At 65.8% G+C, this 17,380-nt stretch carries 14 protein-coding genes; 12 read left to right on the forward strand and 2 right to left on the reverse strand.

Annotation, left to right across the window (positions count from 1 at the left end; translation table 11 throughout):
- Position 1: 1 nt before the first annotated feature.
- The 11 genes from mshL (at position 2) to ACSQ9E_RS09910 (ending at position 14,432) form a co-directional block, all read left to right on the forward strand.
- On the forward strand, positions 2 to 1,834 hold the full coding sequence (gene mshL / locus ACSQ9E_RS09860) for a pilus (MSHA type) biogenesis protein MshL (protein WP_436217613.1): 1,833 nt from the start codon (positions 2 to 4) through the stop codon (positions 1,832 to 1,834).
- The gene (locus ACSQ9E_RS09865; protein ID WP_436217614.1) at positions 1,831 to 2,775 is read left to right on the forward strand and encodes a tetratricopeptide repeat protein; all 945 of its coding nucleotides are present in this window, start codon (positions 1,831 to 1,833) and stop codon (positions 2,773 to 2,775) included. The genes mshL and ACSQ9E_RS09865 overlap by 4 nt, the downstream gene beginning before the upstream one ends.
- Positions 2,772 to 4,319 (forward strand): ExeA family protein, encoded by a 1,548-nt coding sequence (locus ACSQ9E_RS09870; protein ID WP_436217615.1) that lies wholly within the window; start codon positions 2,772 to 2,774, stop codon positions 4,317 to 4,319. Before ACSQ9E_RS09865 ends, ACSQ9E_RS09870 begins: the two co-directional genes overlap by 4 nt.
- On the forward strand, positions 4,303 to 6,042 hold the full coding sequence (locus ACSQ9E_RS09875) for a GspE/PulE family protein (RefSeq protein ID WP_082604444.1): 1,740 nt from the start codon (positions 4,303 to 4,305) through the stop codon (positions 6,040 to 6,042). The genes ACSQ9E_RS09870 and ACSQ9E_RS09875 overlap by 17 nt, the downstream gene beginning before the upstream one ends.
- A gap of 22 nt (positions 6,043 to 6,064) precedes the next feature.
- Positions 6,065 to 7,342: a type II secretion system F family protein gene (locus ACSQ9E_RS09880; RefSeq protein WP_057268904.1), complete on the forward strand. Its 1,278-nt coding sequence runs from the start codon at positions 6,065 to 6,067 to the stop codon at positions 7,340 to 7,342.
- A gap of 115 nt (positions 7,343 to 7,457) precedes the next feature.
- A complete protein-coding gene (locus ACSQ9E_RS09885) occupies positions 7,458 to 8,078 on the forward strand; it encodes a hypothetical protein (RefSeq protein WP_436217616.1) in 621 nt (206 codons plus the stop codon).
- A complete protein-coding gene (locus ACSQ9E_RS09890) occupies positions 8,075 to 8,887 on the forward strand; it encodes a prepilin-type N-terminal cleavage/methylation domain-containing protein (protein ID WP_057206784.1) in 813 nt (270 codons plus the stop codon). Before ACSQ9E_RS09885 ends, ACSQ9E_RS09890 begins: the two co-directional genes overlap by 4 nt.
- Positions 8,888 to 8,910: 23 nt before the next feature.
- Positions 8,911 to 11,121 (forward strand): hypothetical protein, encoded by a 2,211-nt coding sequence (locus ACSQ9E_RS09895; RefSeq protein WP_436217617.1) that lies wholly within the window; start codon positions 8,911 to 8,913, stop codon positions 11,119 to 11,121.
- A complete protein-coding gene (locus ACSQ9E_RS09900) occupies positions 11,118 to 12,350 on the forward strand; it encodes a type II secretion system protein (protein ID WP_436217618.1) in 1,233 nt (410 codons plus the stop codon). The genes ACSQ9E_RS09895 and ACSQ9E_RS09900 overlap by 4 nt, the downstream gene beginning before the upstream one ends.
- Positions 12,347 to 13,672, forward strand: a complete 1,326-nt coding sequence (locus ACSQ9E_RS09905) for a type II secretion system protein (RefSeq protein WP_436217619.1) — start codon at positions 12,347 to 12,349, stop codon at positions 13,670 to 13,672. The genes ACSQ9E_RS09900 and ACSQ9E_RS09905 overlap by 4 nt, the downstream gene beginning before the upstream one ends.
- Positions 13,656 to 14,432, forward strand: coding sequence for a prepilin-type N-terminal cleavage/methylation domain-containing protein (locus ACSQ9E_RS09910; RefSeq protein WP_436217620.1), 777 nt, complete (start codon positions 13,656 to 13,658; stop codon positions 14,430 to 14,432). Before ACSQ9E_RS09905 ends, ACSQ9E_RS09910 begins: the two co-directional genes overlap by 17 nt.
- 18 nt (positions 14,433 to 14,450) lie before the next feature.
- Here the strand turns inward: ACSQ9E_RS09910 and ACSQ9E_RS09915 are convergent, their stop codons facing one another.
- Both ACSQ9E_RS09915 and ACSQ9E_RS09920 read right to left on the reverse strand, forming a co-directional pair.
- Entirely contained in the window at positions 14,451 to 14,801 is a 351-nt protein-coding gene (locus ACSQ9E_RS09915) for a hypothetical protein (RefSeq protein ID WP_057206775.1), read from the reverse strand.
- 239 nt (positions 14,802 to 15,040) lie between these two features.
- Positions 15,041 to 16,474, reverse strand: a complete 1,434-nt coding sequence (locus ACSQ9E_RS09920) for a PLP-dependent aminotransferase family protein (protein WP_436217621.1) — start codon at positions 16,472 to 16,474, stop codon at positions 15,041 to 15,043.
- 132 nt (positions 16,475 to 16,606) lie between these two features.
- Here ACSQ9E_RS09920 and ACSQ9E_RS09925 point away from each other — a divergent pair, with 132 nt between their 5' ends.
- Complete coding sequence (locus ACSQ9E_RS09925) at positions 16,607 to 17,371, forward strand: c-type cytochrome (protein WP_057206771.1); 765 nt, start codon at positions 16,607 to 16,609, stop codon at positions 17,369 to 17,371.
- Positions 17,372 to 17,380: the final 9 nt, after the last annotated feature.

Below are 17,380 nucleotides of genomic sequence, written 5' to 3' on the forward strand. Positions count from 1 at the left end.
CATGAATCACCCGAGTGGTGCCAAGGACAGCGACATGAACCATCCTCCGATCCTCAAGCCCATGGCCCTGCTGTGTGCCGCGTTCATTCTCAGTGGGTGCGCCAACAATCCACCGCGCAGCGTATCGAGCCTGCCCGCGCCGGACACCGCGGCTGCCGATCAGATGCGCGAGAACGCGGTGCAGGAGGCCAAGCGCCTGCTGGAGCACCAGCAACTGCTGCTGGCCGAACTGAACAGGGCCGCGCAGCCCCCGGTGATCGTGCCCATGGCGCCCGTGTTCGATCCGCTGGAAGGCAAACTGATCAACGTGGCCATGTCCAAAGCCAGTATCAGCCAGATCCTGGGGGCATTCGCCGATGCCGGCAACCTCAACCTGATCGTCGACCCCAACGTGCTCAAGGGCGGACAACTGGCCGACATGCACTTGCGCCAGGTCACGCTGCGCGAAGGCTTCAACGAAGTCATGCGCACCTACGACGTGGCGGGTGAGTTCCGCGGCAACACGCTGCGCGTGAACCTCACCGAAGAAAAATTCTTCTCTCTGAACTTCCTAAACGCCAAGACAAGCATCCAGATGGGTTCTGGCGGCAATGTGTTCGGTGGCAGTGGAGGCAGTGGCGGCGGCAGCAGCGGTGGTGGTGGTGGCAGCAGTGGCGGCGGCTCGGGGGCGCAGCAGGGCAATCTGACACTGTCGGGCTCCGGTGGCAGCAGCACCGACCCCTACCAGGACATCGAAGGCGCGCTCAAAGCCATCCTGGGTGATGGCCAGCAAGGCCGCAACCAGCCGCAGCTCCAGCAGATGCAGTCTGGACAGGGCCAGCAGATCGCCCCCGGCGCGTCTTCCGCCTGGATCGGTGGTTCCAGCCAGCAGGGCGTGCAGCAAGGCGCCCTGGCGGCATCCACCATGGGCGAAGACACCGGCTTCACCCTGAACAAGATGACGGGCACGCTTTATGTCAAGGGTCGCCCATCAAAGATGCGCGCCGTGGAAAAGATGCTTGCCCAGGTGCACAAGGTGCTGGGCAAACAGGTGTATGTCGAGGCACAGCTGATCGACGTGCAGCTGTCTGACAACTTCGAGTTTGGCGTCGACTGGACCTCGCTGCGCAGCCGCCTGGCCACGGGCTTCGGCTCCTCGCCCATGCAGATGGGCGGAAGTGCCGGGACCCTGCCCAACGCAGGCAATGGTTACCCGGCGCGTGCGATCTCCATCCCCGCCGCGCTCATCGGCAGCCTCACGGGGCCTGCGTTTGGCGCCTCCTACCAAGGCAGCAATTACGGCATCGTGATCAACGCGCTGCGTTCGTTCGGCAACCTCAAGGTTCTGTCCAATCCCAATGTGCAGGTTCGCAACGGCACGCCAGCGCTGTTGTCGGTGGGTACCAGTTCGCGCTATGTGTCGCAGTCGGCCTCCACACAGACGGCGCCCGGGGGCGGTGCAACCACTACCTCGTCCAGCGTGCAGACCGATACGGTGTTCTCCGGCGTGATGGTCGGCGTGCTGCCCATGGTGCGCGAAGACGGCCGCATCGAGTTGCTGATCAATCCCATGCAAAGCGATGTGGATCCCGCCAGCCTGCAACTGGTGGCCGTGGGTGGCGACAACCTCGTATCGCTGCCCAAGGTCAGCTACAAGGGCCTGACAACCACCCTCAACGTGGGTGACGGCGACGTGGTGGTGGTGGGCGGGTTGATCGACCAGCGCACCTCCAACAACGACCGTGGCGCGCCAGGTGTGTCCGACGTTCCCTTGCTGGGCAAGCTGTTCGGCAATGAGAACAAGGTGCATGGCAGCCGTGAGCTGGTGATCGTTCTGCGGGCGCGTGTGCTATGAGCCTCATCCACGACGCGCTGAAATCCATGGATACGGCCGCAGCAGCCCCTGCTGCGCCCGCTCCGGTGCGGCCGCGTGCCAATGCCGCGCCGCGCGGCGGCCGTCCCGCATGGCTGGACGGTGCACTGGCCTTCGCCATCGTGGTGGCTGCGGGTGGTCTGGGTTGGGTGATCTGGCAGAGCCAGAAGCAACCCAAGCCCCTGCCGTACGTGGTGGCTGCGGCTGCACCAGCACCTCAGGTGGCCCTTGCCCCTGCAGCGGCCGCTTCGTTGCCGTTGGTAGAGGTGCAGACCACCGCTGGTACCACGCCGATCACTGATTCGCCTGTGGTAGTTGCTACGACCGCAATGCCTGCGCCTTCGGTCTCCGCACCCGCCGCGCAACCACCGTTTGTACCAGCCCCGGTGCAGGCCGCCGAGCCCGCTGCTGCGGTGGTGGTCGCACAGTCCGCAACCGGCCAAGCTGACTCCGTTACGGTCGCACCGCGGCCTGCGGCAACGCCTCGCCCCGCGCGTACGGCGCGCGCTGCCGCACAGCCTGTAGTGGCGCCGCTGCCCGCGCCAGTGGTGGACGAAACGCCCGTGGAGCTGCGCTTTGCCCGCTTCGTGGCGGCGATGAAGAACAACCAGTCCGCAGATGCTGAACGGGAGCTGGCCGCCCTCAAGTCGCGCCTGCCTGCCGGCTCCCTGGGCCTGCTGCGTGCCCAGGCTTGGTTCGACCTGCGCGCCGGCAACGATGCCGCCGCTGCCGAGCAGTACCGCGCCATCCTGGACCGCATGCCCGGTGACGAGGAAGCGGCCATCAACCTGGCCAGCATCCACAGCCGCAGGGGCAAGCCCGAGGAAGCGCGTGCGGCTCTGGACGCCGCAGTGCGCCTGTCCCCCGACTCGGCTGCGCTGCGCTCGGCCCTGGGCCAGTTCACCCCCAACGCCCGCCAATGAGCACCAGCCCTGTCTACGCGACGCTGGGTCTGTCGCGCAATCCCTTCCCTCCCACGCCGGACGCGGGGTCGTACTTCTTTACGCCCCGATTGGAAGAAGATTTCGCGGAGGTCGCGCACTGCATCGAGGCACGCAAGGGCTTCGTGCTGCTCACCGGCGAGGTGGGCCTGGGCAAGAGCACCATGGTGCGGCGCCTGCTCGATACGCTCAAGGACAGGAATTGCCGCTCAGCGCTGGTGCTGAACACCTTTTTGCAGGACAGCGCACTGCTCTCGGCCATCCAGAGCGACTTCGGCCTGCCGCCCAGCGACTCGGTGGAGCAGGGCCTCGCCCGGTTGACGGAGTTCCTGATCGCGCGCCATAAGGCCGATGAAACCAGCCTGCTGGTGATCGACGATGCGCAGAACCTGAGCGTGCAGTCGCTGGAACTCGTGCGCCTGCTGTGCAACCTCGAAACCGGGCAGGAGAAGCTGCTGCAGATCCTGCTGGTAGGCCAGCCCGAACTGGAGGAGACCCTGGCCACGCCCGAGCTGCGGCAGCTCAAGAGCCGCATCGTCAAGCACGCCCGTCTCTCTGGCTTGCAAAAGGACGAGATGCCCCGGTATTTCGACTTCCGCGTCAACGCGGCGGGGGCCGAAGGGCGTTTGTCCATCGAGCCGGCTGCGGTCGATATCGTCTACCGCGTCACACAGGGCAACCTGCGCCAGATCCACCTGGTGCTGGACCGCTGCCTGTATGGGCTGGCCAGCACCCGCGGCTCGGTGATCACCGAGACGCTGGTGCAGCGCGCAGTGTCGGACATGCCGGCGCTGGGCGATGACGCCGCCACCATCGCTGCCGCCGTGGCACGCCCACGCCGCCGCTGGGCCTGGGTTGCTGCCGGCCTGGTGGCCGGAACCACGGCCACCGTGGCGCTGGCCAGTTGGGGGCTGTCTTCTTCCGGTGGCAGTGCGCCGCCGGTGGCCGAAGCCGCCCCGAAGAGCCCGCTGGCGCCAGCGCCCAAGGCTGTGCCCGAGGCGCCAATGCTGGCTCCCGTCACGCAGATGCCGACGGTGGCAGAGCCCGCACCCGCCGTAGCCGCATCGGCGGCCGCTGACCCCAGCGCTGCCGCAGCCTCTGCGCCCGTGTCCGTAGTCGAGGTATCTCCCCGCATTGCCTGCGAAGCCCAGCTCAAGGCCATCGCCACCGCAGACGACGTGCTGCAGATGCAGCGCCTGCCGCAGCCCCGGGGCGCCAATGCCAATGCGCTCAAGCCCATGCCCCGTGTATGCCGTTTTTCCGAGGGCAAGGATGCATGGGTGGCGTGGCTGGGCCGCAGCGAGGCGCGTTACATCCTGGCGGCCCAGCAGGCCACGCGCAACGTGCAGCTCAAGCTCAAGGGCCTGGGTCTGCTCGATCCGCGCGAGCTGGACGACGGCTTTTTCGGCTCCAAGACGGGGGAGGCGCTTGCCCGCTTCCAGCTGCAACACGGGTTGGCCCCCACGGGCAAACCAGACGAACTGACTTTCTTTATCTTGGAGCAGCAGAATGTATCCGCCCGCTGATCCGGTGCTAGACGCCGCCCTTTCGCTGCCGCCCGGCACTTCCGTCACCGACCGCCTGGCTGCCCTGCAGGAGAAAAGCCCTTCCCTGGGGGCGGCGCTGGTGAATGCTGGCGTCGTCTCATCCGTGGCGATCGACTACGTGTTGCAAAAGCAGAAGATCGAGAAGGTGCCCATGGGCAACCTGCTCGTGGAACTGGGCTTTGCCAGTGCCAACGAGGTGGCCCGCCAACTGGCTGGCCAGCGTGGCCTGCTGTTCGTGAACGCCGCCGAGATGCCCGAGCCCGACCCGGCCGTGGCAGCGGTGTTCAACCGCTCGCTGTGCCTGACCTATGGCTTTTTGCCGGTGCGGGAGCACGAAGGCCAGATCGAGGTGGTGCTGGGCGATGCGCAGCCCGACGCCGTGCGCGAACTGGTGCTGCGCAAGCTGGGCAAGTCCTGCCATTTCTTCCAGGGCGAGTTCGACAGTGTGGCCCAGGCCATCCAGCAGCACTACTACTTTGCCGACAATCCGCCCACGCGCCTGGTCGAGAGCGAGGTGCGCAAGCTCGAAGCCGACATCGACCGGGCCTACAGCCCCGCCCGCCTGCTCGAACACATGCTGCACCTGGCCGTGCGCGAACGCGCCACCGACATCCACCTGGCGCCCACGGCGCGCAGCCGCTCGGTGCTGCTGCGGGTGGACGGCGTGCTGCGCCCCGTGTTCGCCCTGTCGCCCGCACTCGACCGCCTGGTGGTCTACGTCAAGCTGCAGGCTGACATGGACGCCAGCGAGCAGCGCCTGCCGCAGGACGGCAGCTTCACCGCGCAGGTGATGGAGCACAACTACACGATCCGTGTCTCCACGTTGATCTCCGAATTCGGCGAACGCATGGTGCTGCGCCTGCTGCCTGAGCGCAGCAGCCTGGACAAGCTGGCCGATCTGGGCTTTCTGCAGGAAGACGTGACCGTGATGGCCAAGGCCTTTGCCAAGCCGCACGGTCTGATCCTGATCACCGGCCCCACGGGTTCCGGCAAGAGCACGACGCTGCATGCCGCCCTGCGCATGCAGCCGCTGATCGAGCGCAATGTGCTCACCGTAGAAGACCCGGTCGAGTACCGCGTGCCCGTGGCCTGCCAGACCGAGGTGAACCGCCGCGCGGGCTACGAATTCGCCAACGCCATGCGGCACTTTCTGCGGCATGACCCCGACATCATCCTGGTGGGTGAAATCCGCGACTCCGAGACCGCGCGTGCCGCGCTCGACGCATCGTCCACCGGCCACCTGGTGCTCTCGACCCTGCACGTGGGCAGCATTTTCGGCGTGATGCCCCGGCTCAAGCTGCTGGGCGTGGACACCGAAACCATTGCCGAAAACCTGGTCGCGGTGATCAACCAGCGCCTGGTGCGCCGCATCTGCCCGCACTGTGCCAAGCCGCGCCTGGCGACTGAGGATGAACGCCGCTGGCTGGGCCTGACCAACCCCGACTCGACGCCGCAGGTGTTCCACGGCGCGGGCTGCCACCACTGCCGCGACACCGGCTACCTGGGCCGGTTGCCGGTGTACGAGATGCTGGTCGTCAACCGCGACCTGGCCGACGCCATCGCCTCCGACGCCACGCGTGCGGAAATCCGCCAGCGCGCCATGGGCGCCGGCATGCGCCCCATCCTGACCCTGGCGCGCAACCGCGTGCTGGCGGGGGAGACCACCATGGAAGAGATCCTGCGCACGGTGGGCGAGGACTGACCCGTTTCGGCGGACACCATCCATGGCCTCATCCCTCAATACCTACTACTACCGGGTGCTGCTGCCGCATGGCGGCGTGCGCTCGGGCCTGCTGCGCCTGGCGGTCAAGCGCGAGGTGTCGGTGCGCATGCGCATCGAATCGGACACCGATGGCACGGTGCTCAGCCTGTTCCGCTTTCCGGCCTGGCTGGCCTTCTTCTCCGAGATCCTCATGCACGTGTTTCGCCGCCAGGTGCGCGGCGAAGACCTGGCGGGTTTCCTGCGCGACATGGGCCTCATGATGCGCGCCGGCGTGCCTGCACTGGACGCGCTGCAGACCCTGGTGGATGAAAGCGACACCAGCGAGAACCGCGCCATGGCCTACGTGGCCCGCAACATGCTTGACGACCTGAACGCCGGTGTGGGCATGACGGAGGCTTTCAACCGCCACCCTGATGTGTTCCCCGAAACCGTGCGCAACCTGGTCTCCATCGGCGACCAGACGGGTACGCTCGACCGCATGCTGGGCGAGGCGGCAGAGCACGTGGAGCGCATGATCAACATCAAGCGCGACATCAAGACCGCGCTGATCTACCCGGCCTTCGTGTTCGCCACCATCATCGGCGTGGCGATCTTCTGGATCTACTACGTGGTGCCCAACATGGCCCGGCTGTTCAAGCAGATGCAGGCCAAGCTGCCGCCCATCACCGAAGGCCTGGTCTCGTTCGCGAACATGCTCTCGACCCATCTGCCCTGGGTGCTGCTCGTCGTTGCCGTGGTCGCCATCACGGGTACCGTGCTGTTCAAGCGCTCGGAAAGCTTTCAGCTGGCCACCTACAACCTGCTGCACCGCCTGCCGATTTCGCGCACGCTGCTCGTCTCCTCAGGCATGGCACACATGACGGAGCACCTGTCCATCCTGGTGCGTGCAGGGGTAGACCTGGTGTCCAGCCTGCGCATCCTGGGTCGCGCCACCAAGAACCGCTACTACCGTACCCGCCTGATCCAGGTGGCCGAATCGGTGTCGCGTGGTGAATCGGTGTCTTCCTCCATGCGCCGTGTGGGCGGCTTCCCGGCCATGGCGGTGCGCATGATCTCGGTGGGCGAGGAGTCCGGCAGCCTGGACCAGCAACTGGCCCACCTGGCCGGAGACTACCGCAAGCGCCTGGAAGTAGTAGTCCAGTCGCTGGCCGAAATCCTGAAGCCGGTGATCATCCTGATCGCCGGCGGTCTGTTCCTGTTCCTCATCGTGGCGCTGCTGCTGCCGGTGTACGACCTGGTGCGGCAGTCGGTCGGGCATACGCTGGGAGGCGGGCAATGAAGGCTGAAAGCCTTTTCGCCTCTGACACGGCGTTTTGCATTCTGCTGCGGGCGTGTGAATCGCTTGCTTCATGCCGCCTTGCTGGCGTGGGTGTGAAAATTGGGACGGAGCAATGATGCGCAAGGGTGTTTTGATCGGCGGTGCCGCTGGCCTGCTCGTGCTGGCGCTGGTATTCGCCGTAGGCGTGTGGACTGGGAGCTCGGGCGCGCCCGAGCCGGTAGCTGTTGGTGCGGCAGGCGCGGCGGTATCGCCCGCAGCAACCGTTCCTGGTGTGAAGGAACAAGGCCGGGATCTGGCGATGGCTGGCGCGCCCGCTTCCCAAGCGCCGGGGCAGGCTGCAAGTGCGGTTGTGGCACCGGCCTCGGGCATGAATTCGCAGGAGCGCCGCAGGCGCCTGACTGAGGTGCGCGCTCGCTTTGCGACGCTGACGGCACAGGGGCCTGACGCCTCGCCCACCGAAGTGATTGCAGCGCTCAACGAACTGGAGTCCCTGTCGCAGGGTGAGCTGGATCCGCGCTATTTTCAGGCATTGCGGGTGATGCTGGAAGGCAGTGCCAAGGTCCAGTCGCTCAACCGCGAACTGAAGACCATCTCCAACAGCCTGGACCCCAAAGACGTGGCCCGGCGTCGCGTCATTCTTGAAGAATTGCCCCGCGTCAGCGAAGCCATGAGCGTTGCGGCCGCCAATGTGCAGACCTATGCGCGCCGGGCCACGCCCGCAGGGAAGGCGCAATGACCTGTGCCGCACTCCGCAGCAACCTCCCCGCGCAACGTGCTGCGCAGGCGGGCTTCACCATGGTGGAGCTTGCCGTGGCGTTGGTGGTGGCGGGGCTGATGTCTTGGGCTGCGTTCAGCGGGTACGAAACCGTGACAGCGCAGCAGCAGATCGAACGGGGCCGGGCCGAAGCACAACAGCTGCAATCCATCGTCCGCGCTTTTGCGCTGCGCCATGGGCGGCTTCCATGCCCTGACAGCAGCGTTGCGGGCACCGGCTACGAGGCACTGACCGCAGGGGTCTGCACCACAGGTACGCAGGTCGGCTGGTTCCCCTATGTGAGCGTGGGGCTGGAGCTTCCGGTGCCGCTGTTGCGTGCGCGCTATTCGGTGTTCCGTGACCCCAATGTCGTGGATACCGCTGATGCAGACCTTGCCTTGGTGAAGGAGCGGACCGGGGACCCTGTGCCTGATCCTTCCAACCCCAATGCCAGTGCCAGTCCCAACTACCGTGATACCACGGACCTGATTGCGGCATTGAACACGGCATCCAGGAAAACGGCGGCAACGGCCAGAACCTACCTCACCGGAGATGGCGGGCCCGCTGGCGCCATTGACTGCGCTGGCAACCTGGTCATGGTTGCGGCCTACTGGGTGATCGTTCCGCTGGATGACAAGGACAACGATGGGAGCCGATTCGATGCCCCCCATGTGCCTGTCAGCACTTGTGCTGCAAGCCCCTCGGCGCCCCTGCGCTTCGGTTCCGACGATGTGGTCGTGGCCGAGTCCCCGGCCCAACTCGCCGGCTGGCTGCGCAAAAGTCTGCCGTAACGGCGTTTGCCTAGATATCTCCCATGCTGACAAACCATTCCAATGCCCACCGCGCACGCACAGCGCCCGGCCGCTCACGCGGGTTCGGCCTCGTGCAGGTGCTGCTGCTGATCTCCGTGATGGCAGGCCTTGCAACCATTGGCTACCTGCAGTGGCGCGAACGCTCGGCCGTGAACACCGCCCGCCAGGAACGCCAGGCCCTTTCGCAAGCAGACCGGGCCCTCATTGCATACGTCACGGTGGCCGGAAGCCTGCCTTGCCCTGACATCGACCGCGATGGTGTGGCGGACTGTGGCGCCGGCAACCAAAGTGGATGGTTGCCAACGGTCACCATGGCCCTGGCGGGTGTCGATGCCGGTGTGGATGTGGGCCAGTTGCGCTACCTCGTGCAGCGTGGGACGGGCACGAACAGCCTGACGGTGCTGGACGACTCCTGGAGGCCGCTGGAGTATGACGAAACCGGTCGCACCTTCGCCACCATGCGCGAGACCACTGCCACGGGCGGCACCTACACGGCCAACGTCCTTACGCTGCCGGACTTCTGCCAGCGGCTGGACGCAGGGCGGGCCATCGCCCCAGCTGCCGGCATGGCGGAGGTGAACTCGACACCTGTCAGAACCGTGGCCTATGCGCTCGTGCATCCGGGCAATGGGGACGCCAATGGCGACGGCAACCTGTTTGATGGAGCCAACACCGGGAGCGACAGCATGGTCGAAGACCCGGGCCGCCGGCCGGTGCTGGCGCTCTACAACGACATCGTGCTAGAGCGTTCACATGCCAGCCTCCTGTCCGCATTCCATTGCCACCCGTTGATCGACTCCATCAACACCATGGCCCTGGGGGTGGATGTGATTGAGCAGGTGCATGGCATGCGTACGGACAATATCGCCTCTGCCAAGGAGGCCGTGGCATTTGCCGCGCTGGGCGCCGCCATCACCGCCGTCGAAACCGGTGCATTGGTTCTGGAAACCATCTCGGATGCCGCCAATACCGTTGTCGACACGGTGACTTGTGCTGCCTCGCTGGGCTTGGCCGTCAACGCCTGTGCCGCCATCGGCATCCACGCGACTGCGACCGCATTGTCGGGAGGGGTCATATACCTCAACATTGCTTCCATCGCCGCAAACGTTGTGGCCGCTGTGATGGCCGGAAACGCGCTGGCCTTGGCCGATGGCAGTGCCGATCTGAGCGCGGTGTGCCCCACCATCGACCTCAGCTCTTCGGTCAATGCGGCCAAGACCGAGTGGGACAATGCCATCGCAGCCAGGCAAGCAAAACAGGCTGCGGTCACGAGCAAAACCAATGACGTGAACAACGCTGACACCAACAGGACCAATGCCATCAACCTGTTGATCGCGTATGTGAGAGCGGGCGCCACTTCCACGAACATCGATGATAGGGTGGCGACCCTGCAGACGGCTGCCACCACCTGGAACGACTACACGGCGGCCAAAACCAGCGCGGACTACCGGATCGCGGACTACCAGGCTGCGGTGACCTCCTGGAGCGGTGAAGTCACGTCCTACGGGAACATGATCACCAACAGAACAGCATTGCTTGCCCAGCTCAATACGGACATCGCCTCGCTGAATGCGCAGATTGCTGTTGCGACCGATCCCGTTGCCAAGGCGGCGCTGCAAAAGACCATGCTGGAGAAGACCTCGCAGCGCACGCTGCTCAATGACCCCGTGGCGCTGCAGGCAGAGTACGACAAGGCCGTGACTGAGCGCAACAACGCCCAGACCAACCTTGCGACCGCCCAGAGCGATCTGGCCGCCGCGCAGGCCAACCTGGGGCCTGCGGCCACGGCTTTCCAAACAGCCTACAACGCTTTGGTTGACGCCGGACCCTACCGGCGCTTCAACGGAGCCACTGAAATCCAGCCGGGTTGCTCTTTGAGCAATGGACTGTGCCCCTTGGGGCCTGTCAACACTTCCTCCAATGTGCTGGCTGGTGTCGTGGATCTGTTTGGTGGATCCAGGACCAGCCCTGACCCGAACGCGAAATTCCTTTTGCCCATCAGGCTGCGCAAGGAACTCGCGATTCTGCAAAGCGAGCTGACAGTGGCCCAGAAGCGGGAAACGGATGCCCAAGCCATCTATCAGCAGCTCAAGACCCAGCAGGACAACCCGCCACCTTGCAACATCACCAACAATGGGGCCGTTACGCCCATGCCGATCGAACGGGCCATGGAAATCCTCCTGCGCGCCGACCAGAAGGGAGGCATCCGATGAAGCGCTTTCTTCTGCACCGGGAGCGCGGCCTGTCCTTGGTGGAACTGGCCGTGGCGATGGCCGTCATCGGTATTCTTGGCGTGCTGGTGTGGCGCTGGGTCGTTTCCACGCGTGAGCCTCTGCAGCGGCCCGCCATGCTGGCCCAGCTGGCGGAAGCCCAGTCGGCCGTGGAAGGTTTCGTGCTTGCCAACAGCACCATGCCGTGCCCTGCTTCAGATGCCCAGGGGGTCCAGGCCTGCGGCGATGCCGACGCGGTGTTCCTGCCGTGGCGCACCCTGGGCCTGGGCAGCCAATTCAACCAGATCCACTACGGCGTCAACCGCGGTGGGTCCATGGACCTGGCGCTCAATACCGCGACCGCCCCAAAACTGGCTTCCCCGGACTTGTATATCGAGTTCACCGGCCTTGCTGTGCCCGCGCACCAGACGGGGCTTACACCGAGCGCAGGTGCGACCTCCGCCTTGGCGAATGCGACCAGTGCCATCGGCAGGGCAAAAAATACCCGCCGCGCCGTGTTCAACGGCCTGGACTGGTGCGCCGTGCTGCGCCAGTACGCTGCCAACCCCACGGCGACAGGTGCGCTGTCTGCGGGGAATGCAACGGATTCCATTCCCGTGGCTTACGTCCTCGTGCACCCCGGTGAGAACAACCGTTTTGATGGCAACAATGCCGCAGGCGCCAATCCTGCGTGGAAATTCGATTTTCCAGGCCGCCCCCAGACCCACGATTTCGACGATCTGAGCCTGGCGGTCGGTCCATCAGACCTGAGCGCACGCATTGGATGCGCGGCCCGTCTGAGCGAAATGCAGGCGGCGGCGCAGGGGGCCTATGCCGCTTACGACACTGCACGGGTGATGCAGGAGTATTGGTCCCTGCGATTGTTCGACATCACAGCATCAGAGTCTGCCGTCCAAAGCGCAGAGACGGGTGTGGCGGTTGCCGCGATGGGCTTGGCACTTGCGACGGCCGGGGGGGTGCTGAGCATTGCGTCTGCCGCGAACACCGAGGGGGTGACCGCCTTTACCGTTGCGATTGCCGCCGTGAACCTGGGCGCATCGATTGCTGAAACCGTGCTTGCGGCCCAAGCGCTTGACGAAGCGAAGGCAGCGCTGGAGGTCTCGCGGCAAAAGCGCCTCGCCGCGGACACCTACGCCATCCAGGTCTACGAGTCGTTCACGAATGCCCTCACCGATGCCATCAATCTGGACGAGAAAGGGCTCAATCCATGAAGCGCAAAGTGAGGGGCTTTACTCTCGTCGAACTGTCGGTGGTGCTTCTGGCCCTGGGGATCATCCTGCCCGCTGCGGTGATCCTTTGGCAGCTGGCTGAGCGCCAGCGCGTCACGTCGGTGCAGATAACGGCGCAGCAGCAGGCGCGCGATGCCCTTGTGGGCTTTCTGCATGCCAATTACCGCCTGCCTTGCCCTGCGGCGGACGCCAATGGCGTGGAGGCCTGCTCCGACGGCGCGGGGTTGCGCCAGGTGGGTTTCCTGCCGTGGCGAGCGCTGGGGATTCCCAGCCTGGAGGCGAAGGCGTTGCGTTATGGCGTCTACCGCCGGCCCAATGCGGCAACCGCGCAACTGGACCAGGACCTGGCTGTTGCCCGTGACCGAATGAACCCGTTGCGCATTCGCACGCCAAAGCCCCGGCCTCAAAATGCGGATGGTCCCAACGCCACCGCGCCGCCCATTCCCCAGTCCACGGCGGTCCTGCTGGGGGCGACCCAGCCCGCGACCCAATCCGCGCCGCCTGCGGCTCCCATCTTCAATCCCTTGTGCGATGCCGCCAACGGTCCGCCGTGCCCGCTGGCAGGCAAGTCGACCACGCTGGTCGACGCCTGCCTTGCGCTGAACCTGGGGAGTGTCGTCATCCCTGCGCCTGCCGGAGGCCTCGCCACCACGCTGGGTGGCGTGAGGCGTTCGGTGGCGTTCGTGATCGCAGCGCCTGGCATGTTGGACGCCAACGGCGATGGGCAATCGTTCGATGGAGCGAATGCCACCGCCACCAGTGCTGCGCCTACCTTTGAGGCACCCGCAACGCGCGTCACCAACACCTACGACGACATCGTGATGGCTGCCAGCCACGCGGAGTTGTTTGCCGAATTGCATTGCGGTGCCGCGTTGTCCGCAATCTCCCACGCCCACTTCAACGCGGCCATGGGTGCTTTTGTGATTGAACGCTCGTTGTACGACTACCGTGACCAGTTGTTCATCTCCGTCAAGCTGGCAGAAGCCGACGTCGCAGCCGCTGCCGCAGGCATTGCAGGTGCTGCCGCAGGCGTGCTCGATGCCGCCAAGGAAATGGTGTCCGCCGTTGGCGACACCACCTACAGCGCCGGTGTCCGGTCGGTCCAGATCGGATTGGCTGCCGGGGGCATTGTGGCAGCGGGGATCAGCGTGGGACTGGCGGCATTCGCTCAGGTTGACGCGATTGCGTCATTGGCCGAGGCCAAGGAAGTGCACAAAGACTTTGCCGAACGGACGACGGCCATGACGGACCTGTCGATCTCGATCAACAACAACACACTGACAGCCGATGCGATTGGCCATTGATTTCACGCTTACCGAGTCACCTACCATGACCTCACTTCACACTGCATCCAGTTGCCGCACCCGTGTGCGCCGCCAGCGTGGTTTCTCGCTTTTGGAGCTGAGCGTCGTTCTGGTCGTCATAGGCCTGTTGATCGGCGCCGTGGCCGTGGGGCGCGATCTGCAGCGCTCTGCGGCCAACCAACGCCTGTCCACGGACTTCATCCAGGGCTGGCAACTGGCCTACGAGGCGTATTTCAACGGCGTGGGGCGCCCGCCCGGCGACAACGCGCTGACACCTACGGGGCAAGTCAACGGTGCCTTGGTGCCTGCCCAGCAATCATTGTGCGGGGCCGCCATGATGAACGCCTTCCTGGCGGCAGGCGTCCGCATACCCACCGGGCGTACCGAGGGCCAGCAGGACCGCTATGTCTACCTAGACAGCAATGGCAACCCGCAGGAGGTGCAGGTGTGCTTCCAGAGCGTGCAATGGTCGGAGCCGGCCGCTGCGGTCGGCACATATGTGGCGCTGCCACGCAATGTGATGGTGATCCGGAACGTCACCTATTCACTGGCTGGTGCGCTAGACCAGCAGATCGATGGCCGCAGCGATGCGCGGTTCGGCAGTTTTCGTGAAAGCACTTTTGCCGCCAATGTGGTTGCCAACAACCCCGGTGAGATCTGGCCCATCGACGACCGTATGGCCTTTGGGACCACAACCGTCACTACGTTGGATGAATCCCAGGTGGCCGTGGTAAATGCATTTTTCAAGATGACGCGCTGACCAGCCTGGAGAGTTGTCTCACACCCCCGCCAGCTGAAACCTCTGGTCAAAGTTCATCTTCCCAAGCACCTGCAGCGCAGCGGCCAGCAGGTTGCCGTCCACCTTGCTGATGTCGAGGCTGTAGCGGCGCTCGGTGGAAACCACGTCCACACTCTTGCTGCCCCATTGCACGGCGACCAGCGGGGCAGGGCGGGTGCCCATGCCTGCGCCCACGAACACGCCGCGCTGTTCGGGGCGCAGCATGAACTCCAGCCGGGGTGTGCGCTTGAGCGTCAGGCGGTCTGCCCCCTGGGGGCCGAACGCAAACGAGACGACCCAGTCGTCTTCGTCTTCCACGGTCAGGATCGGGACACGCTGGGGTGGTGGCATGGTGGGCGGTGTTGATTGCTCGGCCGGCCCTGGTGGGGCCAGCAAGCCGGGCGGCGGTCAGTATGCCGTGCAATAGCCATGCCGGAAGAGGGGCGAACCCGAAGTTGGGTGTATCCAACGCTGTGCCGTGATTTGTCAGCAAAATGCAAGGACTGGCCCGGCAGGTTTCCCCAGGATGGGAGGCGAGGGCGTGGTATTGCACCAGGATGTTGCGCTCCCCCGCGTGCCGGGCACCGGTTTCAGCCCAGCGCCAACTCCCGCGCCAGCCGCCCCACGGTGGCCAGTGCCTCCTCAAAGCGCTCCTGCGCCGGGTGGCCGTAGTTGATGCGCACGCAGTGGGCAAAGCGCTGGTCGGCTGAGAAGATCTGCCCCGGCGCCAGGCTGATGCCCAGGGCCAGGGCCTGGCGGTGCAGGGTAAGGGCGTTGACCGACGCTGGCAGCTCCACCCACAAAAAGTAGCCACCCTCAGGCCGTGACACCCGCGTGCCGGCCGGAAAATGCCGCCCGATGCAGGCCAGCGCGCGCTCCTGCTGGCGGGCCAGGCTGCGCCGCAGCTGGCGCAGGTGCCGGTCGTAGCCGCCCTGGGCCAAGTACTCGGACAGCGCCTGCTGCGATGGCACGGCCGCTGCCAGCGTGGTCATGAGTTTGAGGCGCTGCACGGCGGTGGCAAAGCGGCCCGCCGCCACCCAGCCCACGCGGTAGCCGGGGGCCAGGCACTTGCTGAACGAGCTGCAGTGCATCACCAGCCCCTCGGTGTCGAAGGCCTTGGCCGGGGGCGGGCGCTCGGGGGCAAAGTGCAGCTCGCCATACACGTCGTCTTCGATCAGCGGCACCTGGTGGCGGGCGAGCAGGGCCACCAGGGCGCGCTTCTTCTCTTCGGGCATCAGGCTGCCCAGCGGGTTCTGAAAGCTCGGCATCAGCCAGCAGGCCTTGACCGGGTGGCGCGCCAGGGCCTCGGCCAGCGCAGCCAGGTCGATGCCCTCGCGCGGGTGGGTCGCCACCTCCACGGCTTTCAGGTTCAGCCGCTCCAGCGCCTGCAGTGCGGCGTAGAAGGTGGGCGACTCGACCACCACGATGTCGCCCGGCCGGGTCACGGCCTCCAGGCACAGGTTGAGCGCCTCCATGGCGCCGTTGGTGATGATGATCTCGCCCATGTCCACCGCCGTGCCGTGCAGGCCATAGCGCAGCGCGATCTGCTGGCGCAGGCGCTCGTCGCCGGGCGGCAGGCTCTGCACGATGCTCCAGGGGTCAAGCTTGCGCATGCCGCCCGAAAGGCAGCGCGCCAGCCGCTCGAAGGGGAACAGCTCCAGCCCCGGAAAGGCCGAGCCCAACGGCACCAGGTCGCGGTCGCGTGCCGAGCCCAGCACCTCGAACACCAGATCGCTGATGGCTACGCCAGTGGACCCGGCCGCTGGCTGCGAGGGCAGGGGCTCGGCCGGGGGCTGCTGTCCGGCGGTGGCAGGCAGGTGCGTGCTGACGTAGTAGCCCGAGCGCGGGCGCGCATGGATCAGGCCTTGCGCCTCCAGCAGGTAGTAGGCCTCGAACACCGTGGAGGGGCTGATGCCCCGGGTGCGGCTGGCCTCGCGCACCGAAGGCACGCGGTCGCCCGGGCGCAGCGCACCGCTGTGGATGAGCTGGGCGATGGCATCGGCGTGGCGTTCGTAGCGTTTCAAGGGAAGTATTGTTCTAGTACAAACTGATCTGTATTTTTAACCAGAAACTGAATCTGTACTGTTTTTTAAAGGGGGCGTAGAGTCGCTTGCGTGTACTGGCCTACCGTGTACCTTCAAAACAAACTTCGCCCCATGATTGATCGTTTGCGCAGTGTGCTGCGCCCCGTTGTCCCGCTGTGGATGGCTGCCACCCTGGGCTGCGGCCTGGCGGCTGCGCAACCTGCCACCCCGCCCGCGCCTGTGGCGGCCACCACCGTGTCCAGCGGCATGGCGTCGCGCGTACTGGCCTGCGTCACCTGCCATGGCAAGGAGGGCCGCGCCACGCCAGAGGGCTACTTCCCGCGCATCGCGGGCAAGCCGGCCGGTTACCTAGCCAACCAGCTTCTCAACTTCCGCGAGGGGCGGCGCAGCTACCCGCAGATGACCAGCCTGATCGAGCACCTGACCGATGACTACCTGCGCGAGATGGCAGCCCACTTCGCTGCGCTCGACGTGCCCTATGCCCCACCGCCCGCACCCCAGGCACCACCCGCTGTGCTGGAAAAAGGCCGCCTGCTGGTGCTGCAAGGCGATGCGGCGCGCGGCATTCCGGCCTGCGTGCAGTGCCACGGCCAGGCCATGACGGGGGTGAACCCCTTCATCCCCGGCCTGCTGGGCCTGCCGCGCGACTACCTCAACAGCCAGCTCGGCGCCTGGAAGACCGGCCAGCGCCGCGCCCATGCGCCCGACTGCATGGCCGATATCGCGCGCCAGCTCACGTCCGAGGACGTGAGCGCCGTATCTGCCTGGCTGGCCGCCCAGCCCGTGCCCGGCGGTGGCAAGCCAGCGGCCCGCCTGGGCCAGCCCATGCCTGCGCGCTGCGGCGGGGTGGACGGCGTGCCCGTGGCCGCACGCTGAGGGGGATGC

The sequence above is a fragment of the Acidovorax sp. LjRoot118 genome (assembly GCF_964253575.1).
Taxonomy (GTDB): Bacteria; Pseudomonadota; Gammaproteobacteria; order Burkholderiales; family Burkholderiaceae_C; genus Acidovorax.